Below are 24,710 nucleotides of genomic sequence, written 5' to 3'. Positions count from 1 at the left end.
AAACCTTATATCAACAGTAAAAATAGATGGGAATTTGTTATACCTTATATATATTAGTATGTACATACGATTTTTGTGGCATACCATTTGTAGATATAAGAAATAAAGCAAATATGCGACACAAACTTGATTAAATACGTATATTTGCGAGTAAATAACCCCTTAGAAGAAAAAAGGAAGATGTATGAATAATCAATTCTCACAAAGAGTTTCCGACATTATCGTCTATAGTAAAGAAGAAGCTAATCGATTGAGAAGTAGGTATATAGGTCCTGAACACCTGCTTCTGGGAATGCTTCGCGACGGTGAAGGAAAAGCTATCGAGATATTGTCAAAACTCAACACCAATCTAGCTACAATAAAGCAGCAGATTGAAGCTCAGCTGAAGGCAGAAGCTGATAATATATTATCGCCGGATGCAGAGGTGCCGTTGTCGAATGATGCGGCAAAAATATTAAAAATGTGTATTTTAGAAGCCCGAAGTATGAAAAGTAACATAGCTGATACAGAACATGTTTTGCTAGCAATATTAAGAGAAAAAAATAATATGGCAGCAACCGTACTTGAAGCGAATAATGTAAATTACGCAAAAGTATTGGAACAGGCAACATTGCAGCCGGACATCAATGCTGGAATGGGTTTTCCAGAAGACGATGATGAGGAAGAAGATATGTCTTCCCGTTCAGGTGGCAGAAGTAATGCCGACAACCGCCAGCAACAGGCACAAACTGCTTCTAAAAAGCCGTCTAATGACACCCCTGTACTTGATAATTTCAGTACGGATATGACTAAAGCGGCAGAAGAAGGCCGATTGGATCCTGTAGTTGGTAGAGAGAAAGAAATTGAACGTTTAGCACAAATATTAAGTCGGCGTAAGAAAAACAATCCGATTCTTATAGGAGAACCGGGTGTAGGAAAGTCTGCTATAGTCGAGGGACTAGCTTTAAGAATCATTCAGAAGAAAGTTTCCCGTATTCTGTTTGATAAGCGAGTTGTGGCTCTTGATATGACTGCGGTAGTAGCAGGAACAAAGTACCGTGGTCAGTTTGAGGAACGGATTCGTTCCATTCTCAATGAATTACAGAGAAATCCGAATGTAATTTTGTTTATCGACGAAATACATACTATTGTAGGGGCAGGTTCTGCGGCAGGTTCCATGGATGCAGCAAATATGCTAAAACCAGCATTAGCACGAGGAGAAATACAATGTATTGGTGCCACTACTCTTGATGAGTATCGTAAGAATATTGAAAAAGACGGTGCTTTAGAACGTCGTTTCCAAAAAGTTATGGTAGAGCCAACTACAGCTGAAGAGACTCTTCAGATTCTACGTAATATTAAGGATAAGTATGAAGATCATCATAATGTGTATTATACAGAAGAAGCTTTAGATGCTTGTGTCAAGCTGACTGATCGTTATAATACAGACCGTAATTTCCCAGATAAGGCCATTGACGCTCTGGATGAAGCGGGTTCACGTGTGCATCTAACTAATGTAAATGTTCCCAAAGAGATTGAAGATCAAGAAAAACTAATTGAAGAAGCTAAAAACAAGAAAAATGATGCTGTAAAATCACAGAACTTTGAACTTGCTGCCAGTTTCCGAGATAAGGAGAAAGAGCTTTCTCTTCAACTGGATGAGATGAAAAAGGAATGGGAAGCTAATCTGAAAGAGAATAGGCAAACGGTTGATGCAGAGGATATTGCAAACGTCATTTCGATGATGTCCGGTATTCCTGTGCAGCGTATGGCTCAAGCTGAAGGGATTAAGCTAGCAGGAATGAAAGAAGATTTGCAGTCGAAGGTCATTGCACAAGATACGGCTATTGAAAAATTGGTTAAAGCTATTTTACGAAGTCGCGTAGGGCTTAAGGATCCCAATAAACCTATTGGAACCTTCATGTTTTTGGGACCGACAGGTGTTGGTAAAACACATCTTGCTAAAGAATTGGCTAAATATATGTTCGGCTCATCTGATGCGCTGATTCGCATTGATATGAGTGAATATATGGAAAAATTTACTGTATCACGCTTGGTTGGAGCTCCTCCGGGATATGTCGGATATGAGGAAGGTGGACAATTGACGGAAAAAGTACGTCGTAAACCTTATTCTATCATATTGCTCGATGAGATAGAGAAAGCACATTCAGATGTGTTTAATATCCTGCTGCAAGTAATGGATGAAGGACGTTTGACTGACAGTTATGGCAGAATGGTAGACTTTAAGAATACAGTCATTATTATGACTTCCAATATTGGAACACGTCAATTGAAAGAGTTCGGAAGAGGAGTCGGCTTTGCAACACAAAGCCGTTTGGACGATCGAGAGTTCTCGCGAAGTGTAATTCAAAAAGCTTTAAATAAATCATTCTCACCCGAATTTTTGAATCGCGTCGATGAAATTATTACTTTTGACCAGCTTTCTTTGGAAGCGATTACAAAGATTATTGAAATTGAACTGAAAGGGCTCTATAATCGGATTGAATCGATTGGCTATAAATTAATTATCGAAGATAAAGCAAAAGAGTTTATAGCTAGTAAAGGATATGATGTACAATATGGAGCTCGTCCGTTGAAACGTGCAATTCAAACTTATCTGGAGGATGGATTATCTGAACTAATTATCTCTTCTGCACTAAAAGAAGGAGATACGATTCAAGTTTCTCTTAATAGTGAAAAGGGTGAATTAGAAATGAGTTCTATTACTTGCTAATGTAATATTTCTAAGGAAATATAAGTTTTCAATATGTCAGAATGTCAGACTTTAGGGTCTGGCATTTTTTTTGTTTTTCTCTGAACAAACATTCATAAGTTTTAATTAATAGATAAACTAAAAATATACATCATTATGCAAAAAGGTAATATTGGGGTTACAACAGAGAACATCTTCCCTATCATCAAAAAGTTTTTGTACAGCGATCATGAAATCTTTCTTCGTGAATTAGTGTCTAATGCAGTAGATGCTACTCAAAAGTTGAATACACTTGCTTCTATTGGTGAATACCAAGGCGAATTAGGTGATTTAACCATTCATGTTGAATTGGGAAAAGATACCATTACTATATCTGACCATGGTATTGGTTTGACAGCCGAAGAAATTGAAAAATATATCAACCAGATTGCTTTCTCCGGTGCTAATGACTTCCTAGAGAAATATAAGAATGATGCAAACGCTATTATTGGCCACTTTGGACTAGGTTTTTATTCAGCGTTTATGGTTGCTAAGAAAGTAGAAATCATTACTAAATCATATCGGGATGGTGCACAGGCTATAAAATGGACTTGTGATGGAAGTCCTGAGTTTACAATCGAAGAAGTAGACAAGGAAAGTCGTGGTTCAGACATCATTTTGTATATTGACGATGATTGTAAGGAATTCCTTGAAGAGGCACGAATTGATGGTCTTTTAAAGAAATATTGCAGCTTCCTTCCTGTCCCCATTGCTTTTGGCAAAAAGAAAGAGTGGAAAGATGGAAAGCAGGTAGAAACTTCAGAAGATAATATCATTAATGATACAACTCCTTTGTGGACTCTTAAACCTAGTGAATTATCTGATGAGGACTATAAATCATTCTACCGTAAGCTATATCCGATGTCTGATGAACCTCTCTTCTGGATACACTTAAATGTAGATTACCCGTTCCATCTGACAGGTATTCTCTATTTCCCAAAAGTAAAGAGCAATATTGAATTAAATAAAAATAAGATTCAGTTATATTGCAATCAGGTATATGTAACAGATTCAGTAGAGGGTATTGTACCAGACTTCTTGACTTTATTGCATGGAGTTATAGATTCTCCGGATATTCCATTGAATGTTTCCCGTTCTTATTTGCAAAGCGATTCGAATGTGAAGAAGATTTCGACTTATATTACGAAGAAGGTTTCCGACCGGTTGCAGTCTATCTTTAAAAATGATCGTAAGCAGTTTGAAGAAAAGTGGAATGATTTGAAAATATTTATCAACTATGGTATGCTGACTCAGGAAGATTTTTATGAGAAAGCACAAAAATTCGCCCTTTTCACCGATACAGATAATAAACATTATACATTTGAAGAATATCAAACTCTTATTAAAGATAATCAGACAGATAAAGACGGAAATCTAATTTATCTGTATGCTAATAATAAGGACGAGCAATATAGCTATATAGAAGCAGCTATCAATAAAGGCTATAATGTTCTGCTTATGGACGGGCAACTGGATGTAGCTATGATAAGTATGCTTGAACAGAAGTTTGAGAAATCACGTTTTACGCGTGTAGATGGTGATGTAATTGATAACCTTATAGTCAAAGAAGATAAAAAAGGTGATGTATTGGAAGTATCTAAACAAGATGCACTTACTACTGCTTTCAAGAGTCAATTGCCTAAAATGGATAAAGTTGAATTCAATGTTATGACACAAGCATTGGGTGAGAATGCAGCTCCGGTTATGATTACTCAAAGTGAATATATGCGTCGTATGAAAGAAATGGCAAATATCCAAGCTGGAATGAGTTTTTATGGAGAAATGCCGGATATGTTCAATCTGATTCTTAATTCAGATCATAAGTTGGTAAAAGAGGTACTTAGTGAAGAAGAGGCAGCTTGTCAGGCTGAGGTAACTCCTTTGCAGACAGAAATGGATAATATCAATAAACATCGTAATGAGTTGAAAGATAAGCAGAAAGGAAAGAAGGATGAAGATATTCCTACTGCTGAAAAGGATGAGTTGAATGACTTAGATAAGCAATGGGATGATCTGAAGAGTAAAAAAGAAGCAATATTTGCAACGTATGCTAGCAATAATAAAGTGATCCGTCAGCTTATTGATCTCGCTTTATTACAGAATAATATGTTGAAAGGTGAAGCACTGAATAACTTCGTAAAACGTAGTATTGAGCTGATTTAATATTACCCTTTTATTCATAAACATAACTTCAAAGAAGAGCATTCAGCGTAAAATACGTTGTAATGCTCTTTTTTCATTCTAAAAAACGAATAAAAAGATATCGATTTATTGGAAAGTATTGCATATATTTGAAGACTTAATGAAAACAGATTTCAATCGTTTAATCCGGGTTATGAGAAAATTTCTTTTAGTGTTCATTACTTTATGGGGATTCATACCGACTATTTATGCCCAAAAAGTGGGACTTGTATTAAGTGGTGGTGGTGCTAAAGGATTGACGCACATCGGTATTATTCGTGCCCTAGAAGAGAACAATATTCCAATTGATTATATCACAGGTACATCTATGGGAGCTATCATTGGTTCTCTTTATGCAATGGGATATTCTCCGGATGATATGGTCGAGTTACTCAAATCAGAAGATTTTAAACGTTGGTATTCTGGACAGATAGAAGAGAAATATGTCTATCACTTCAAGAAAAATCTTCCTACCCCTGAATTTTTTAATATTCGTTTTTCATTTAAAGATTCACTGAAAAACTTGAAACCTCAGTTTTTGCCTACTAGTGTGGTTAATCCAATACAGATGAATCTTGTTTTCGTAGATTTATTTGCACGTGCTACAGCTGCTTGTGAAGGGGACTTTGACAGGTTATTTGTTCCTTTCCGTTGTGTTGCCTCGGATGTATACAATAAGAAACAATTAGTAATGCGGGAAGGTGATCTGGGAGATGCTGTCCGGGCTTCAATGAGTTTTCCTTTTATGTTTAAGCCTATAGAGATAGACAATGTGCTGGCCTATGATGGAGGGATTTATAATAATTTCCCAACCGATGTCATGAGAGATGATTTTCATCCTGATATCATTATTGGAAGTGTTGTATCCACTAATCCTACCAAACCTAAGGAAAATGATCTTATGAGCCAGATTGAAAATATGGTTATGCAGAAAACGGACTATTCTATACCTGATTCTATGGGAATTCTAATGAATTTTAATTATGACAACGTTAGCTTGATGGATTTTCAGCGTATAGATGAATTACATGATATAGGCTATAATCGGACAATCAGTATGATGGATTCCATCAAAAGCCGTATCCATCGAAGAGTTAATAAAGACAATATACGTTTGCGCAGAATGGTATATCGTAGCAATTTTCCGGAACTCCGATTCAAGAACATCATTATTGATGGAGCTAATGCACAACAACAAGTTTATATAAAGAAAGAGTTTCACCGTTCAGATGATAAGGAATTTACCTATGAAGATTTGAAACAAGGATATTTTCGACTCTTATCAGACAATATGATTTCTGAAATCATTCCTCATGCCGTCTATAATTCTAGTGATGATACTTATGATTTGTATTTAAAGGTTAAGGCGGAAAATAGTTTTGCTGTTAGATTAGGTGGTAATATTTCAACTTCTAACTCTAATCAAATCTATCTTGGGCTTGGTTATCAGGATTTGAATTATTATGCTAAAGAGTTTCTTTTAGATGGGCAATTGGGAAAAGTGTACAACAATGTACAGTTTATGGCAAAAATAAACTTTTCTACAGCCATTCCGACTTCATATCGTTTTATTGCGTCTATTAGTACATTTGATTATTTTAAAAAGAACAAACTATTCTCTAAGGATGACAAACCCGCATTCAACCAAAAGGATGAGCGTTTCTTAAAGCTTCAGGTAGGGCTTCCATTCCTTTCCAGTAAGAGAGCTGAATTTGGATTGGGAATTGGGAAAATAGAAGATAAATACTTTCAGAAAAATGTTATAGATTTCGGGAAAGATAAATTTGATAAAAGTCGTTATGACTTATTAGGTGGTTCTATTAGTTTTAATGGAAGTACTTTAAATTCAAGACAATATGCTACAAGTGGATATAGTGAAGCTCTCATAGCGCAAATTTTCATAGGAAAAGAGCGTTTCTATCCGGGTGAAGGAGCTACGAATGGAAATAAGAATGGTGACAAAGAGCATCATTCATGGTTACAATTATCATACATGAAAGAGAAATATCACACAATGAGTGAACACTGGACATTAGGCTGGTATCTAAAAGCATTGTATGCTTCTAAGAACTTCTCTGAGAATTATACTGCCACAATGATGCAAGCAGGTGAATTTTCACCTACATTGCATAGTAAACTAACCTATAATGAAGCATTCCGTGCTAATCAATTTGTTGGAGCTGGTATTCGTCCCATTTATAGATTAAACCAGATGTTTCATCTTAGAGGTGAATTTTATGGTTTTATGCCTATTTATCCAATTGAAAGAAACTCTTTAAATAAAGCATATTATGGAAAAGCTTTTTCCAAGTTTGAATATTTGGGAGAAATTTCAGTAGTTTGTCAATTACCCTTTGGGGACATCTCTGCATATGTAAATCATTATAGTTCACCGAAAAGGGAGTGGAATGTCGGGTTAAGTATCGGCTGGCAACTGTTTAATTACCGATTCATCGAATAATTTTATCAGAAAAAGTTTGTGAAACACTTGCTAGTTCGGGAAAAGTACGTATCTTTGCACCCGTAAAAACGAAACAATGGTCGCGTAGCTCAACTGAATAGAGTAGCTGACTACGGATCAGCCGGTTACAGGTTTGAATCCTGTCGCGATCACTTTTCGGATTAGTAGAATGGCCGCGTAGCTCAACTGAATAGAGTAGCTGACTACGGATCAGCCGGTTACAGGTTTGAATCCTGTCGCGGTCACTCTTTATATTATAAATTAATGGTCGCGTAGCTCAACTGAATAGAGTAGCTGACTACGGATCAGCCGGTTACAGGTTTGAATCCTGTCGCGATCACAAAGAGGCTGTCTCAATACAAATAAGAGATGGTCTCTTTTGTTTTGTATCCCCTATATTTTTGCTTCATAAATATTAACCTGATTAATTCTATTATAGATGAAGTTGAAACTACTAATGCCTTGTTTTGTGCTATTTCTAAGTAGCGTCTTTTCGCTTTCATTGGCGCAAAATGCTGATAAGCCTATCAAACTCACTATCCGAACAACTGATTCAAACAATATAAAAGTTGAAAAAAAGGGTGATGACTATGTAATAACAACTACTGGATTGGATCCATATGTCTTTTTAGGGGTCAGTCCGAAAATCCTGTGGGTATGTTATGTTAATACGCGAAAGTAATCTATCTTTGCGGTTAGATTTTAACAACAACAATCCAATGAATTCTAGTCGCACCCTACATAAGTTACTACGAGTCATCTTCCCCGAAGTTTTAATGGAGTATTTTGAGATTTCCGGTTGGCATGACGACTCTGCCAAGATCGAAGTTTGGCTTGATGAAAAGAACTACCTGGAACGTTCCGATTACAAGAGTGGAACTGTGATTTCACATGGTTTTACAGATGAGAAAGTTATCCAGGACTTTCCTCTTCGTGGCAAACCGGTTTATCTCCACGTAAGACGTCGCCGCTGGTATGACAAGGCTAGCGGGGAAACGTTTTCCTATACCTACGATGATCTTACTGCCGAAGGGACGAAACTCACTCCTGAGTTCGTTGCTTTTTTAAAAGAAGAAGATTGAAACTACGGCGGCCAGTATAAGCTCCATAGCAGATGCTTATGGGGTAAACGGTAAACAGTTAACTTCACAGTACAAGGAGTTTATCAGTGCATACAGACAGTGGGACCAGTTGGATCATGCTTCAGACTATGTCCTGTTCAAGCAGAACCTGGGTCCCAGCCTTTGTATTGACGAGACTTCCTTGAGCTGCGGAGAATTATATACTGTTGTCACTAACCGTGCGGGGCGTGGTGGCAGAGGCACCCTTGTGGCCATGATACGTGGCACGAAGTCTGAAGACGTCATCAAGGTGCTTGAAATGATTCATGTCTCCAAGCGCAAGACGGTCAAAGAGGTCACTTTGGATCTTTCGCCGACCATGATGCGGATTGTCCGAACGGCTTTTCCCAACGCCACTATGACCAATGACCGGTTTCATGTACAGAAGCTCTTTTATGAGGCAATTGATGAACTCAGGATTACTTATCGCTGGATGGCACGGGATCTGGAGAACGATGAAATTCAGCGGTGCAGGGAGCAGGGTATAGAGTATGTTCCGTTTCGATATGCCAATGGCGATACCCGTAAGCAGTTGCTGGCCAGGGCTAAACATCTACTTGTCAAGCATTTTAGCAAATGGACTGAATCCCAAAGAATACGTGCGGAAATCATATTCGAACAGTATCCGGAATTGAAATCAGTTTACGACTTGGCTATAGAGTTGACCAATATATATAATAAGCACTATGACAAGAATGTGGCACGTGGAAAGCTTGCCTTGTGGTACAATAAGATAGAAAAGCTTGGATACGGATGTTTCAGAACCGTAACGAATACCATGCAGAACTATTATGAAACAATACTAAACTATTTCGTTAACAGAGAAACGAATGCATTTGCAGAATCATTCAATGCAAAAATCAAAGCCTTCAGAGCACAGTTTAGGGGAGTCGGAGATATACCTTTCTTTATTTTTAGATTATGCAAACTAACTGTGTAAATTTAACATACCCACAGGATTTTCGGACTGACCCCTTTTTAGATGCATCTGAAGCTATTGATATTAAAACACATCCGATTTTATCTTTCAATAGCTTTAATACATCAGGTGTTATGAGTTTGGTACTTTTTGTTGGACAATTGGACAACGATCATCTTATTGAAGGTAATCGATATGAATTGCCTCGCACCGAGGGTTGGTTATCAAATGACTATGATATTTCATGTACAGATGCTCCTATTGAAAAACCTATTTCTTGGATTCGTATACGTTTTGGAATGAATGGTGGAAATAAATTTATTATTAACAATTTGCAACTTCGACCTTTGAACCAACGTGATCGTGATATTCTTGAAAACATAGAACGTCGAGATCAAGAAGATGCCGCACATTGCAAACGTTTGGAATCTTATCTCCAAACTAATTATAACTCGTCTATAACGCATGTTGGCGTTTCTTATCAGAAAGCAAGCATTACAGTAAAGGGGAAATTATCAGACAAGGTTGATATTAGTAATATAGGATTAGCCGAAATACCCATTTGGGAAGATGCTACTGATCTGAACAACATAGGTGTTTTTATTCCGTTGAGTAAATCAGGTAACTTTAAACATTCATTTCAACGATATGCGGAAGACGGACATGATAGGTTATTATCGAGTTGGGCTATCATTCGTAAAAAGAATAATAAATACGAATTATTATCTTCAATTCATTATGCAGACGATATTTCTCCCCGACAGAAGCTTCGTAAAGTAACAGCACATTCTCTTAAAGGTATCGGTGGCTGTCCTTTCGATCATGAAGACATGAATTTATTAGGAGTAGGTGGTGCTAATTTTAATATCTTGCTAAATGAAATACTTTTCCCTAATCCAGCTCCGGAACGCACTCCGTATGAATATTGTGGTAAGATTTGGTATGTAGATGTCAATAGCCCTGCAATAAAATTGATTGATTGGAATGCAAAAAAAGCTAAAGAACATGGATGGCTGATTTCAGCTATTCTTCTTTTACCATTAGATCGTGATTTCACACCAGGCACTTGGATGATGCAAGCTGCTCATCCCGAACGTCAAGGGAGTGCAGCTTTTGCAATGCCAAATATGTTGTCGAAAGATGGCGTAGAAGCTTACGCAGCAACAATGACCTTCTTATGTGAAAGATATAGTTCGGAAGAACATGGGCGTATCCATCACTGGATTGTACATAATGAAATTCAAAATGGATTCTATTGGGCCAACGCTGGTGATAGACGCATGTTGTCTTATATGAACATATACCAGAAATCTCTGAGAACTGTTTATAATATTGCAAGACAATTTGATCCTAACACCCAAGTAATGATATCCATGGATCACGACTGGAATCGTAAGAGTAACAAACGTAGTTATGAAGGGAAAGATTTGCTAAATATCCTTTTAGACTTCTGCCATCAGGAAGGTGATTTTCAATGGGCTATTGCTGCACATCCATATCCTCAAGATATTAATAATCCATGTACATGGAAAGACGATCAGGCAACTTACAGTTTTGACACTCCTTATATTACTCCTAAAAATCTGGAAGTTCTTGATGCATGGGCAGCACAACCTCATGTATGCTATCGTGGGATTCCTCGGGAGATTCATTTTACAGAACAGGGACTGAATTCACCAGACTATAGTGAAAAATCACTTCGGGATCAAGCAGCTGGAATGGTGTATACTTGGGAGAAAATCCGTAAAATGAGAAATGTCAAGTGCTACTATTATCATCTTTGGGCCGACGATCCAGGAGAAGGAGGACTTCGTTTGGGGTTACGTAAATTTGCTGATTACAAAGAAGATCCATTGGGCAAAAAGCTAATCTGGGATGTGGTTCGTGCTTTTGAAACAAAAGAATGGGAGAAAGTAAGAGATGAATACAAAGATGTTATTAATATTAGCAAGTGGGAAGAAATATGGTATAACGGTAAAATCAAATAAATAACAACCATAAAATGAATATTATATAGAAACACTATAACGCAATAAATCTATACTGACACAAAATTGTTTGTAGCAGGATTTAAAATTCAATCTTATTTTATTTTTTAGCCCATTTCATCGAAGAAATCGAAGGCTTTTTAATAATCTATGGGAAGTTTATTTTCATTCTCTTCGATCTTTTTTAAAAACATAAGAGTGTTTGACAACAAACATTTAGATCTTTTTTTGAGGAGAATTAATCAAGAGATGATAAAACAAAATAACCACATATTAAAGATTCAATCTCCATATGTGGTTTTTTTATAATTTAAATAGGGCTTTTTACTAACATTTTATATTCAGTTCATTCAAAACTTTCCGTATAGCTTCAAAGGTAGTAATACGTGTTGGAACTAAGGGGAGTCGAAGTTTATTCTCAATCATTCCCATTGCATTTAGCATCGATTTCACACCTGCCGGATTACCATCTACAAACAGAAGATTGAATAACTCTGTAAATTTATGATGTATAGTCAGTGCATTCGCAAAGTCTCCATGAAGTGCCAAACGCGTCATACGGCTAAATTCACGTGGGAAAGCATTGCCTATCACCGAGATTACTCCAACAGCTCCTAATGTAATCAGAGGGAATGTTATACCATCATCTCCAGAAATCACATCAAAGTTATCCGGTTTATTTTTAATGATATCATCCATTTGAGTAATATTACCAGAAGCCTCTTTGATGGCAATTACGTTATTAAAGTCACGAGCAATACGTAAAGTCGTTTCAGCAGTCATGTTTACTCCAGTACGTCCGGGTACATTATATAGTACAATCGGTAGTTCTGTAGCTTCAGCTATTGCTTTATAATGTTGGTAAATACCTTCTTGAGAAGGTTTATTATAATATGGGACAACAGACAATATGGCATCTACCCCTGTAAAATCATCATTTTTTAATGTTTCTACTACAGCACGTGTATTATTCCCACCTACGCCTAGCAAAATAGGGATTCTTCCATTCACTCGGTCTATCACCATTTTTTTTATGGTTTTCTTCTCCTCTTCAGTAAGTGTAGGCGTTTCAGCTGTAGTACCCAACACACACAAGAAGTCCGCATTATTTTGCAATAGATAGTCTACTAAACGCATCAAAGCATCATAATCAACGCTCTCATCCTCTTTGAAAGGAGTAATCAGTGCTACCCCCATTCCTTTCAATTTTGTCTGTATCATGGTTTTAATTATAATCTCTAATAATTTCAGGCACAAAAGTACGAATATTTTTCATATCTTATGATATAAGTTTCAGAAAATCGTCTTCGCTTACTATGGTTATTCCAAGTTTTTGAGCTTTCTCCAATTTTGCAGGTCCCATATTTTCACCTGCAAGAATAAAACTAGTTTTGGCAGAAATACTCCCGACGTTCTTTCCTCCATTTTTTTCAATGAGTTCTTTATATTCGTCGCGAGAATGGTGAGTAAAGACTCCGCTAATCACAATGGATTTACCTGACAACTTATCTGTGTATCCACTTAAATCTTCTTCTGTACGATATAACTGTAAACCTGCTTTCTTGAGTCTGCCAACTAACTCACGATTCGACTCATTAGCAAAATATGAAAGAATGCTCTGGGCTATTTTTTCCCCGATTTCATCGATACTTACCAGCTTTTCGAGATCAGCATTTTGCAGTTCATCAATATTCTCAAACGACCTTGCAATCTTTTTAGCAACAGTTTCTCCAACAAAGCGAATTCCTAATGCAAATATGACACGTTCGAAAGGTATTTCTTTACTTTGGGCAATCCCTGTAATGATATTCTCAGCCGATTTTTCTCCCATTCGATCCAAACCCTTAATTTGATCTACTGTCAATTCATACAAATCTGCAGTATTATGGATCAGGTCCAAACGATAGAACATATCGACTGTTTCAGGTCCCAGACCATCGATATCCATCGCTTTACGACTGATAAAATGCTCAATTTTGCCTTTAATTTGGGGAGGACATGCCGTTTCATTCGGACAATAGTGTGCAGCTTCACCTTCATATCTGATCAATTTGCTACCACATTCAGGGCAATTAGTAATAAACTTCACTTTTTCACCAAGCATGAAACTACGTGCATTTTTATCTACACCTGTAATTTTAGGAATAATTTCACCACCTTTTTCCACGTAAACCATATCTCCTATGTGTAGATCGAGTCCTTCGATGATATCAGCATTATGTAAAGAGGCACGTTTCACAATCGTTCCGGAAAGTTGAACAGGGTCTAAATTCGCAACAGGAGTAACAGCACCTGTTCTACCTACTTGATAAGTTACCTTATTCAGACGAGTAAGGGCACGTTCTGCTTGGAACTTATAGGCAATCGCCCATCTAGGAGACTTTGCTGTAAAACCTAGATTTTTTTGTTGTCTCAGACTGTTCACCTTTAAAACAATACCATCTGTAGCAACTGGCAAATTTTTGCGCTCTACATCCCAATAATTGATAAAATCGAATATTTCTTGTAATGTTTGACACTTGCGCATTATTCCAGAAATCTTAAATCCCCATTTGGCAGCTTCCTGAAGGTTTTCATAATGTCCGTCACAAGGTAAGTTTTCTCCCAATAGATAATACAGGTAAGCATCTAATTTACGAGATGCTACAATAGAAGAATTCTGTAATTTAAGTGTTCCGGACGCTGCATTTCTTGGATTGGCAAAAAGTGGTTCTTCACGCGCTTCTTTTTCGCGATTTAGTTCTTCAAATACGACCCAAGGCATAAGTATTTCCCCCCTGATCTCAAAAGAAGAAGGATAATTATCACCATGCAATACTAGAGGAATAGAACGGATTGTCTTGACATTATCAGTCACATCATCACCCTTTTCTCCATCTCCACGTGTGACTGCTCGGATTAGTTTTCCATCCTCATACGATAACGAAATAGATGTTCCATCATATTTCATCTCACAACAGATTTCAAAATCTTCATTTAAAGCTTTACTAACGCGTTCATAGAAGTCAGTCACTTCACCTTCCGAGTAGGTATTAGCTAATGATAGCATCGGGTATTTGTGAGCTACCTGGGTAAAATTCTTATTTAAATCGCTGCCTACACGCATTGTTGGCGAATTTTCATCTCTAAATTCCGGATATGCCTGCTCCATATCTTGAAGTTCTCGCATCATATCGTCAAATTCCTTATCTGAAATTTCCGGAGTATTCAATACATAATAATTATAATTATGCTGATGAAGTTCGGCACGTAATTCTTCTATTTTCTTTTTAATATCCATATTTCTTCGATTGTTTAAGGCAAAAATACAGGTTTCTCTTTGAATATTTGTACTTTTGCGAAAAATTAAAGATTATGCGCATAGATATAATAACAGTTTTGCCTGAAATGATTGAAGGCTTTTTTAATTGTTCCATCATGAAAAGGGCTCAGAATAAAGGACTTGCAGAAATTCATATCCATAACCTTCGCGACTATACAGAAGATAAGTATAGACGCGTAGACGATTATCCTTTTGGCGGTTTTGCAGGAATGGTGATGAAGATTGAGCCTATTGAACGTTGCATCAACTCCTTAAAAGCCGAGCGAGATTATGACGAAGTGATCTTTACTACTCCGGATGGAGAATTGTTTGACCAGCCAATGGCTAATAGTCTTTCTCTTGTCCAAAATCTTATTATTCTTTGTGGTCATTTTAAAGGTATAGACTACCGAATCCGAGAACATTTAATCACAAAAGAAATCAGTATAGGAGATTATGTGCTGACAGGAGGTGAATTAGCTGCAGCAGTTATGGCAGATGCAATTATACGTATCATTCCGGGGGTTATTTCGGATGAACAATCAGCCCTTTCCGATTCATTTCAGGATAATCTGTTAGCGGCACCTGTATATACACGTCCTGCTGATTATAAAGGCTGGAAAGTTCCCGATATCTTATTGTCTGGTCATGAAGCAAAAATTAAAGAATGGGAGTTACAACAATCTTTGGAACGTACTAAAAAACTTCGTCCAGACTTACTAGAAGAATAAAATTCAAATGTAAATAAAAACTCCGGTGAAAAAAGAACCTTTTTTCACCGGAGTTTTTATTTGTCTATTATTTAATATCTATATGCCTTCTTACTTTTCGTATCTCAAATATATTTCAGATTCTCAATCTATAAAAGATATCTCATCTCAATACTTAAAGTGGAAAATGACATTTTTCTTTTAAAATTGATGCGAATAGTTATTATATGTTTTTAGTTATACCTCAAGTGCACCAATAATTTCCTTTATAGACTTACATCCGTATCTGTCCAGGTAATTATTTATACCATCTTCAACTTTAATTGCAACGGTAGGATCTATGAAATTTGCTGTACCAATTTGGATGGCAGATGCTCCTGCAAGTATGAACTCAACCGCGTCTTTCCAATTCATAATTCCTCCTAATCCTATGACCGGAATATTTACTGTTTTTGAAACTTGCCAAACCATACGCAAAGCAATCGGTTTTACAGCAGCTCCTGACATACCTCCTGTTATAGTTGATAAAATAGGGCGTCTACGCTCAGCATCTATAGCCATACCCAATAGTGTATTGATTAATGACACGCTATCAGCTCCACTTTCTTCGACTGCACGAGCAATTTCTGTTATATCAGTAACGTTTGGAGAGAGTTTTACGATAAGTGTCTTTTTGTAAGCAGAACGCACAGCTTTTACTACTTCAGCAGCACCTTTTGCTGACACACCAAAAGCCATCCCCCCTTGTTTCACATTAGGACATGAGATGTTTAACTCTATGGCAGGAATTTTGTCAAGTTCATTAATGATTTCTGCTGTTTTCACATAATCTTCAATAGTAGATCCGGAAACGTTTACAATCATATTCGTTTGAATGTCTTTTATACGAGGATATATGTGCTCTACAAAGTAATCTACTCCCTTATTTTGCAGTCCCACAGCATTTAACATTCCAGATGGAGTTTCAGCCATACGTGGATATGGATTTCCTTCACGTTTGTGAAGAGTAGTTCCTTTTACAATAATACCACCTATTCGCGCTATATCAATGAAGTCAGAGAACTCTTCACCATATCCAAATGTACCGGATGCAGTCATTACCGGATTCTTCATTTGTAATTCACCAATGTTTACACTTAAATCTGCCATAGTAGTTTATTTATATTAAAAACAGGACCTTCTTTACATACACACAAGTGACCATCTGTCGTATTCTCTACGCAACAAAGGCAAGCTCCAATACCACAAGCCATCGTATTTTCCAAAGATACTTCACATTCTATCTGATTACTCTTAGCATATTTTGCAACAGCTACCATCATTGGCTTCGGACCGCAAGTATATATTTGTTCAAAATGTATTTTGTTCAATATTGAATGTTGGGTAACATATCCTTTTTCCCCATGGCTACCATCCTCTGTTGTAGTATAAACATCACCGTATTTTGCAAACTCTTCTAATTGCAACAAGTCCTTATCACTACGAGCTCCCAAAAGGAAAGTAGGTTTATGACCATTTCGGGCTAATTGTTCACCTAAATATAGCATAGGAGCAGTACCGACACCTCCACCTACTAATAGCAACTTATCTGATGGGGTTTGCGGCATTGTATAAGCATTACCTAAGGGAAGTATAACATTGATAACATCATCCTTGTTTACTTCTGCTAAACGCTTTGTACCATCTCCAACCAATTGGATAAGGAACCATATCTCATTACGTTGTTTATCCACAAAGTTAATAGAAATGGGACGACGCAAAAATGTAGTAGGTGAACCGTCCACCCGAAGTTCAGCAAACTGTCCCGGTAGCATTTCGGGCAGTAATGACTGAGAAGTCAATTTCAGTAATACATAATTAGTATGTAATCTGATATTCTCAGTGACCGTCAGATCTAAAATAAATTTTTTCATGTATGGATATAAAAGTATAAATTCATATTTTCGTTGCAAAGATACAGGAATTTGATCAAACCTCCGTTTTTACCACTTATTTTTCAGGCCTAAACGTTTCATAGGTGTTATCATCAAAGAAGATTCTTATTTCAGTAATTTTTCTAGTAGGCTTTTCTATATATCTAATCTCTTGTTTTACAATCTCTTTAGGGATAATTTCTGTATTTTCTAATGGCATTTCCTTGCGATTTTCCGTAGCAATCGTCCTTTGGGGTGAATTTAATGGATTCTCGTCAAATAATGAAGGCTGATAATCACCATTGGAATTAGTTGATCCTTGATCATTTGAAATAGCTACCATTTCACCTTTACCATAAAGTAACCACTCCAAACTTACATAATTATAAGTTTGATGAACTTTCATCACGACTTCCAGGCTAGGTTTATTCCTATCATTCAAAATATGAGAAAGAGTAGATTGTTGCACACCAATTGTTTCAGCAAAAACTCTGGGAGGAACTTTTTCTCTTTCCATTATTAATCTAATTCTATCTTTTAACTCCATACTATTCACTCTAGTTACAATTGTACGTATTATATAGTGATTTCACAAAAATATATATCAATATAATGAATATACAAAAGTAAAAAATAAGTTTCACAAAAGCAAATTACAAATATAAAAATATCAATATTACATTTATATCGAATCGTATACAATAGTGAACTACACTTTTGTATATAAGGCTATATCATCATTAATCCATGCCTATCATTAGTTTAATTAAATTCTATAACATATTGTTTATTAGCTATATAATTATCAAATTCATTAGTAAATAAGTTTAATTCACAAATATACAAAACAACATAAAGCCCATTCTATACTTATTATTCACACAAACACGGTAATATATTAATAAACAGCATATTAATCACACCAAATAAAAGTGTTAATCCCCTCTTCCACTACACTTCTATCTTATAAACAACATTTGTAATTTCCATTATATATTAATGTATATGCATTCAGTAATATATTATTGTGTATAATTCACATGTGTATATAATATATAAGCGATCAACAAAGAATACATCTGTAAATATAGAAAGTTGCAATTGCAATAAAATTCAATGAAAGAATCCTATATTTACTAATGTATTTTGAAATTTCTGTTATATTTCTATTACATTCACTCTGAAATAGGTAAATCCTTGCAATTTTTCCACCCCTTTCATCGAATCTTTATAATTTTTAAATTCTAGAGGCACTAATTTTGATGTAATATTCTTATATTCAATATTTTACTCCAATATTATATCTATTCTAATTTAATCAAACTAGAGAAATAGTACCAGAATCAAAACCTGATACTGTAAAACTATCAAAATGACAACTATCAAAAGAGAGATCAGAAGAGTTTTTTCTACTATTTAATCATATCGAAAGTATTTCAATCAGCTCTGTACTCTATATATAAAATAAAGTAGATTGTTTATTTTTCTAAAAGAGTATGATTTCGGATAGAAGAGAAAATAGACTTTAAAATACTCAAAAAGAGATTTTGACAAGGATAAAAAATTCTAGTCTACCCTTGTTATATTTATATTGAAGATCATAAATTGATAATCACTATTTTGTAAAGTTCTCATCTAGAAAAAGAAGAAACTTCATCAAAAATAAAAAGTAGAATTTAAGATATAAAAAATAAGGTATACACTCTCTATAATTAGAGTAAAAGTATATGCCTTATTCTATAATAATAATATTATTTTTTTAGTGTAAAATCTTAAACACTAATTCACGAAGAATATCCCCGTCTGTCATTAAACTATTTTGGACTCCTTTTGATTTTGCATCCGCATACCGTATTTCACCAACTACTTGCATGGTTTTTACTCCACTATATTTCCGCATTGCAGCCATATAATCTCGTGCTTGCCATGGAGTTTTTAAACCTAACATATTTGCAATTCCCTGCTCTGATTTATCTGGTGCATAATAAGCTAACATTAGATTGGAAAAGAAGCTAAACAGCAAAGATAAAGTCATTTGAATAGGATTAGTTTTCGGATTTTCTTCAAAATATTTTATTATCTTATTTGCTTTAAGAATATCTTTTTCTATAAGAGCACTCCGCAATTCAAAATTATTATAGTCTTTGCTGATACCAATATTCTTTTCTATTTGCTCAGGAGTTACACGTTTTTGTCCTATGGGCAATGTTATTATTAACTTGTCTAATTCTCCTGTCAAACGGCTTAAATCTGAACCCACAAAATCAGCAAGCATGGCAGTTGCTTTAGGTTCCATGTCTACTCCTTTTCGTTTCATATACGAAGAGATAAAGACAGGCAACTGTGCATCTTTAATCTTTTTAGATTCAAACAAAATGCCTACTTTTTCGATTTCTGCAGCCAGTTTTTTTCTGCGATCTAATGTGCCATGTTTATGGCATATCACTAGGATTGTAGAATGTAGTGGTTTCTGAAGATAGTATGACAATTCTTCCATATTACGGACAGCTTGTGCTTCTTTCACCACTACTACCTGATGCTCAGACATCATCGGATAGCGTTTTGCAGCATTAATTATAGTAGCTACATCTACATCCGATCCATATACAACAGTTAGGTTAAACTCCTTTTCCGTTTCGTTCAATACGTTATCCGTAATATAATCGGCAATCACGTCGATATAATACGATTCTTCTCCCATTAAATAATAAATCGGACGATATTGTTGGGCTTTTAATTCCCTAAGAATGTCATCACACGTCAATTCTTGCTTTGCCATATAATATATTCACTTTAGAAAAGCTGCTTACCAGTCATATTTCAAGTGTTTTACAGTTTTCTTTTCATCAATAATCATACGAAGAGAAGCTATACCAATCTCAACGTGTTCTTCTACATAATTTTTGGTGACTATGTTATCACTTTTATCTGTTTTTACTCCATCTGGAGTCATTGGTTGGTCGGACACTAATAATAATGCACCAGTAGGTATATGATTAGCAAAACCACAACTAAATAATGTAGCCGTTTCCATATCGACTGCCATTGCACGAGTTTTCTTCAAATAGTCTTTGAAAGTATCGTCATGCTCCCAGATACGTCGGTTGGTAGTATATACAGTCCCTGTCCAATAGTCGCGGGCATAATCTCGGATAGCTGATGAAACGGCACGTTGTAACATAAATGCCGGTAAAGCTGGCACTTCAGGGGGAAAATAGTCATTAGAAGTTCCTTCGCCACGAATAGCAGCAATAGGAAGAATTAAATCACCAATCTGATTTTTTTTATCAATACCTCCACATTTCCCCAAAAAGAGACAAGCTTTTGGATGAATAGCACCTAATAAATCCATAATAATAGCAGCATTAGGGCTTCCCATTCCGAAATTGATCATTGTGATACCTTCAGCACTGGCAGAAGTCATATTAGCATCTCTGCCTAAAATGGGAACATTAAACAAGTTTGCAAAAATTTCTACATACTTGTTGAAATTAGTTAGCAGAATATACTCTTCAAAATCCTCCAGGTTACGTTTTGTGTAACGGGGTAGCCAATTAGCTACGATTTCTTCTTTTGTTTTCATAATTATCTATTAAATTTGTGGTTCCAATGATAGAAACCATTATTTAACTTACAAAAATAATAAATGTTATCGTTAAACCTACCAGCATTCGACACTAAAATAAATGTACGAAACGGAAAAAATGTAATTTTTGATGTAATTCGTAAACGATATGTCGCTCTTACTCCGGAAGAATGGGTACGACAGCACTTCGTTCATTTTCTTATTGCATATAAAGGATATCCGACTGCACTTTTGGCTAATGAAGTAATAATCAAGTTAAACGGTACTACCAAACGTTGCGACACAGTGTTGTTTCGGAGAGATCTGTCTGCCCGAATGATTGTTGAATACAAAGCTCCACACATTGAGATAACACAAGCTGTATTTAATCAAATTACACGATATAATATGGTACTGAAAGTAGACTACCTGATTGTTAGTAACGGGATGCAACATTATTGTTGTCAGATGGATTACGAGCAACAGAGTTATACCTTTCTCAGAGATATTCCTGACTATAATTTACTATGATATTCTTAAAAAAAAGATGATGACACTATACTGCTTTTATAGTGTCATCATCCCAACTATATACTGACACCATCCTGACTGGATAGTGTCAGTATATTATTTATCCTTTTTCTTGTTGAATTTCTCCTGCAATTTCTGCATTAATTCGTAGAAACTAGGAATATAAATAGTGGCGAGTAAAGTATTCATAGCCATACCGAATACAACAGCAGCCCCCAATGCAATGCGACTTTGAGCACCTGCTCCTGTAGCGAAAAGCAATGGCATTACTCCTAATACAAAGGCAAATGAAGTCATTAATATTGGACGCAACCGAATATGTCCAGCTTCATATGCAGCCTCACGAATAGAGTTACCTTCGGCACGAAAATCGCGGGCAAATTCAACAATCAATATACCATTTTTTGCCGAAAGTGCTACAAGCAAGATAATACCAATTTGAGTATAGACGCTGACTGGGGTGCCCATAATCGAACAACCTATCATAGCACCTAGTAAGGCAACAGGTAATCCAATGACAGCTGCTATTGGACTCGTCCAACTCTCATATTGAGCAGCTAAAACCAAAAATGCAACAATTAATGCCATTACTAAGACAATTGTTGTGGTATTCCCTGCTTGTGTTTCCTGATAAGCAACTGAAGTCCATTCATAACCGAACTCATTCCCTAACTGTTCTTTAAATAGAGCCTCCATTTCTTGAATCGCTTGTCCAGAACTACTTCCAGGAGCTACATTACAAGTCAAAGTAGCAGTAGAATACATATTATACCGGTTAATCTGATCTTGTCCCAATTGTTCTTCTACTTTGGTAAAAGAAGAAAATGGTACCATCTCTCCTGTCGCGTTGGGTACACTTAATTTCAATACATCATCAATAACTCTCTGTGCTTGGTCACGAGCTTCTATTTTAACTTGGTAAATATGCCCGAATTCCACAAAGTCGTTAACATAAGCTGCTCCCATATAATAACCCAACGTAGAAAAGACCTCATTCAAGGCAATCCCCATGAATTGTACTTTATCACGGTCTATATTTAGAAAGTATTGTGGCACATTTGCTTGATACTGACTCGAAACTGAAGCTAAAGCTGGTTTGGAATGGTAAGAAGCCAGCAAGGTATTAATACCCTGTTGCATTTCAGTTGGTCCCAGGTTTTTCCGGTCTTCTAATTGAAGTTGTAAACCTCCGGATGCACCTAATCCGGGAATAGCCGGAGGAACCATGGCAAACACTTCTGCTGCTTGTATCGTCATATATGCTTCACCATTGAAACGATTGACTACCGCTGCTGCAGTGTGATCTTTTCCCTTTCTTTCACTCCAATTCTTCAATATTACGAAATATGTAGCCGAATTACTTTGTTCTCCGCCTCCCATAACTGAGAAACCAGAAATACCAATATAATTTTCCACTTCCGGATAGGAATCTAATATTGCATTAATCTCATTCCCAACAGCTTGTGTACGTTCCAGACTTGCAGCTGGCGGAAGTTGTACAACAGCTAAAAAATACCCGTCATCTTCATCCGGAATAAAAGTAGATGGCCAACGCATGAAAAGTAAAACAGCTATAATAGTCAGAACAGCATATGATAAAAAAGCTATACCCGGTCGTTCAAGTAACCATTTTACGATTCTATCATATGCACCCTGTGTTTTATCATAAGCTTTATTGAATCCTTTATATATAAAGAAGTTGGAAGGTTTACTCTTTTCGAGAAATAAGGCACAGAGTGCCGGAGTTAATGTCAGTGAATTAAAACCACTTAATACAGTGGAAGCAGCAATTGTTAAGGCAAATTGTTTGTATAACTGGCCAGAGATACCACTAATCAACATTGTCGGAATAAATACGGCAAGCAGCACTAATACTACTCCGACAATAGGTCCGGTAATCTCTCCCATTGCTCTTGTAACAGCCTCACGTGGTGAATATTGTCCTGTTTCTAACAATCTCGAAGAGTTTTCAACTACCACAATGGCGTCATCTACCACAATGGCAACTGCTAATATCAACCCAAATAAAGTTAGCGTATTAATAGAGAAACCAAATGCAGCCATGACAGCAAGTGTGCCAATCAATGAAACTGGAATTGTAATACATGGAATAATCACTGCTCTCCAATTCTGTAAAAACAAGAAAATGACAAGTATTACTAATAAAGTTGTTTCCAAAAATGTAACCATCACTTCATCTATAGAAGCATGAATAACATCTGTCGTGTCCAACGTTACATTGTAAAATACGCCTGTTGGAAAATTCTCTGCCAATTCTCCCATTTTAGCTTTTACTCCTTTGGATACATCCAATGAATTGGAACCCGGTTGTTGATAAATAGCAATAGCTGCTGTAGGTCTTCCTTTCAGTTGTGATACTACGCTGTAAGATGCAGAACCTAAATCAATACGAGCTATATCCTTCAATCGAAGCATTGCTCCCTCCTTTTCTCGACGAATAATAATATTACCGAATTGTTCCGGAGAACTAAGTCTTCCTTGCACATTCAGTGTATATTGAAAAGCATTCTTATTATCCTCTCCGATCGGCTGACCAATGTAGCCGGCAGATACTTCCACATTTTGAGATTGAATGGCTTGATAAACTTGTTCTGGTGAGATGTTCCGGATTCGCATGGCTTCAGGATCAAGCCATATACGCATTGAATAATCCCCAGCTCCCATTACATTGACAGCTCCAACACCAGGAACACGAGATAATTGATCTACCAAATTTAGTTTCGCATAATTGGTAAGATATAAACTGTTATAAAGAGAATCTTGAGAAGTCATCGTTAAAAACATAACGATATTTGAGGATTGCTTCTGTACGGTTACCCCTTGAACAACAACAGGTTCGGGTAAAGATGATTGGGCCACACTTACCCGGTTCTGTACCTGTACGGTTGCCATATCGATATCTGTACCAACGGCAAACGTAATAGTCAATGAGTAAGCTCCCGAAGAAGAAGAATTGGAAGACATATAAAGCATTCCATCCACTCCATTAACCTGTTGCTCTATCGGAAGCCCCACCGTTTGGGCTACCGTTTCAGCATTTGCTCCGGGATAAACTGCAGATACCTGTACTGTAGGCGGTGTAATGTCTGGGAACTGTGCCACAGGCAATATATTTAGAGTAACCAAACCAGCTACTACAATGAGCAGTGCAAGTACAGTAGCAAAAATCGGTCGGTTTATGAAAAATTTAGAGAACATATTATTTATGAGTTTACGAAGCCTTTTTACAGCCCTTTCATGAAAAGGGGAAGTTTAAATCACTTCTGTT

The 24,710-nt window shown here is 36.3% G+C and carries 16 protein-coding genes and 3 tRNA genes; 11 read left to right on the top strand and 8 right to left on the bottom strand.

All coding sequences use genetic code 11. The features are described from left to right. The first annotated feature begins 184 nt into the window (after positions 1-184). The 9 genes from CZ225_RS12235 (at position 185) to CZ225_RS12190 (ending at position 11,401) form a co-directional block, all read left to right on the top strand. Positions 185-2,713 carry an ATP-dependent Clp protease ATP-binding subunit gene (locus tag CZ225_RS12235; protein WP_077154261.1) on the top strand — a complete coding sequence of 843 codons (2,529 nt, stop codon included), beginning with the start codon at positions 185-187 and terminating at the stop codon, positions 2,711-2,713. A gap of 135 nt (positions 2,714-2,848) precedes the next feature. Beyond that, positions 2,849-4,894 carry a molecular chaperone HtpG gene (gene htpG / locus CZ225_RS12230; protein WP_077154260.1) on the top strand — a complete coding sequence of 682 codons (2,046 nt, stop codon included), beginning with the start codon at positions 2,849-2,851 and terminating at the stop codon, positions 4,892-4,894. Between the two features lie 172 nt (positions 4,895-5,066). Then, a complete protein-coding gene (locus CZ225_RS12225) occupies positions 5,067-7,373 on the top strand; it encodes a patatin-like phospholipase family protein (RefSeq protein WP_077155809.1) in 2,307 nt (768 codons plus the stop codon). Between the two features lie 78 nt (positions 7,374-7,451). Then, positions 7,452-7,525: transfer RNA gene (locus CZ225_RS12220), tRNA-Arg, on the top strand. Between the two features lie 19 nt (positions 7,526-7,544). Continuing rightward, positions 7,545-7,618, top strand: a tRNA-Arg gene (locus CZ225_RS12215). A 21-nt stretch (positions 7,619-7,639) separates the two neighbouring features. Then, positions 7,640-7,713, top strand: a tRNA-Arg gene (locus tag CZ225_RS12210). Positions 7,714-8,092: 379 nt separating this feature from the next. Next, positions 8,093-8,455, top strand: a complete 363-nt coding sequence (locus CZ225_RS12200) for an ISAon1 family transposase N-terminal region protein (RefSeq protein ID WP_077153107.1) — start codon at positions 8,093-8,095, stop codon at positions 8,453-8,455. Next, entirely contained in the window at positions 8,451-9,434 is a 984-nt protein-coding gene (locus CZ225_RS12195; RefSeq protein ID WP_449374846.1) for an ISAon1 family transposase, read from the top strand. The genes CZ225_RS12200 and CZ225_RS12195 overlap by 5 nt, the downstream gene beginning before the upstream one ends. Positions 9,435-9,547: 113 nt before the next feature. After that, the gene (locus tag CZ225_RS12190; protein WP_129585800.1) at positions 9,548-11,401 is read left to right on the top strand and encodes a DUF5722 domain-containing protein; all 1,854 of its coding nucleotides are present in this window, start codon (positions 9,548-9,550) and stop codon (positions 11,399-11,401) included. Positions 11,402-11,728: 327 nt separating this feature from the next. Here the strand turns inward: CZ225_RS12190 and dapA are convergent, their stop codons facing one another. Next, positions 11,729-12,622: a 4-hydroxy-tetrahydrodipicolinate synthase gene (gene dapA / locus CZ225_RS12185; protein ID WP_077154257.1), complete on the bottom strand. Its 894-nt coding sequence runs from the start codon at positions 12,620-12,622 to the stop codon at positions 11,729-11,731. Between the two features lie 58 nt (positions 12,623-12,680). After that, positions 12,681-14,681, bottom strand: coding sequence for an NAD-dependent DNA ligase LigA (gene ligA, locus CZ225_RS12180; protein ID WP_077154256.1), 2,001 nt, complete (start codon positions 14,679-14,681; stop codon positions 12,681-12,683). A 74-nt stretch (positions 14,682-14,755) separates the two neighbouring features. On the opposite strand from ligA, the gene trmD reads away from it, so the two are divergent. Beyond that, complete coding sequence (gene trmD, locus CZ225_RS12175; protein WP_025074165.1) at positions 14,756-15,433, top strand: tRNA (guanosine(37)-N1)-methyltransferase TrmD; 678 nt, start codon at positions 14,756-14,758, stop codon at positions 15,431-15,433. 216 nt (positions 15,434-15,649) lie between these two features. Here the strand turns inward: trmD and CZ225_RS12170 are convergent, their stop codons facing one another. The 5 genes from CZ225_RS12170 to CZ225_RS12150 form a co-directional block, all read right to left on the bottom strand. After that, a complete protein-coding gene (locus CZ225_RS12170) occupies positions 15,650-16,561 on the bottom strand; it encodes a dihydroorotate dehydrogenase (protein WP_077154255.1) in 912 nt (303 codons plus the stop codon). Next, the gene (locus CZ225_RS12165; RefSeq protein ID WP_077154254.1) at positions 16,549-17,325 is read right to left on the bottom strand and encodes a dihydroorotate dehydrogenase electron transfer subunit; all 777 of its coding nucleotides are present in this window, start codon (positions 17,323-17,325) and stop codon (positions 16,549-16,551) included. Before CZ225_RS12165 ends, CZ225_RS12170 begins: the two co-directional genes overlap by 13 nt. A gap of 76 nt (positions 17,326-17,401) precedes the next feature. Beyond that, on the bottom strand, positions 17,402-17,872 hold the full coding sequence (locus tag CZ225_RS12160; RefSeq protein ID WP_077154253.1) for a helix-turn-helix domain-containing protein: 471 nt from the start codon (positions 17,870-17,872) through the stop codon (positions 17,402-17,404). Positions 17,873-19,084: 1,212 nt separating this feature from the next. Continuing rightward, on the bottom strand, positions 19,085-20,104 hold the full coding sequence (gene holA / locus CZ225_RS12155) for a DNA polymerase III subunit delta (protein WP_077154252.1): 1,020 nt from the start codon (positions 20,102-20,104) through the stop codon (positions 19,085-19,087). Between the two features lie 27 nt (positions 20,105-20,131). Then, entirely contained in the window at positions 20,132-20,908 is a 777-nt protein-coding gene (locus CZ225_RS12150; protein WP_077154251.1) for an AMP nucleosidase, read from the bottom strand. A gap of 63 nt (positions 20,909-20,971) precedes the next feature. Here CZ225_RS12150 and CZ225_RS12145 point away from each other — a divergent pair, with 63 nt between their 5' ends. Continuing rightward, entirely contained in the window at positions 20,972-21,421 is a 450-nt protein-coding gene (locus CZ225_RS12145; protein WP_077154250.1) for a type I restriction enzyme HsdR N-terminal domain-containing protein, read from the top strand. Between the two features lie 96 nt (positions 21,422-21,517). On the opposite strand, the gene CZ225_RS12140 is transcribed toward CZ225_RS12145, so the two are convergent. Further along, positions 21,518-24,640, bottom strand: a complete 3,123-nt coding sequence (locus CZ225_RS12140; RefSeq protein WP_077154249.1) for an efflux RND transporter permease subunit — start codon at positions 24,638-24,640, stop codon at positions 21,518-21,520. Positions 24,641-24,710 lie beyond the last annotated feature (70 nt).

This window comes from Bacteroides bouchesdurhonensis (genome assembly GCF_900155865.1).
GTDB lineage: Bacteria > Bacteroidota > Bacteroidia > Bacteroidales > Bacteroidaceae > Bacteroides > Bacteroides bouchesdurhonensis.
The sequence above is the reverse complement of the archived record's forward strand: the minus strand, read 5'-3'. Positions and strand labels throughout refer to the sequence as shown.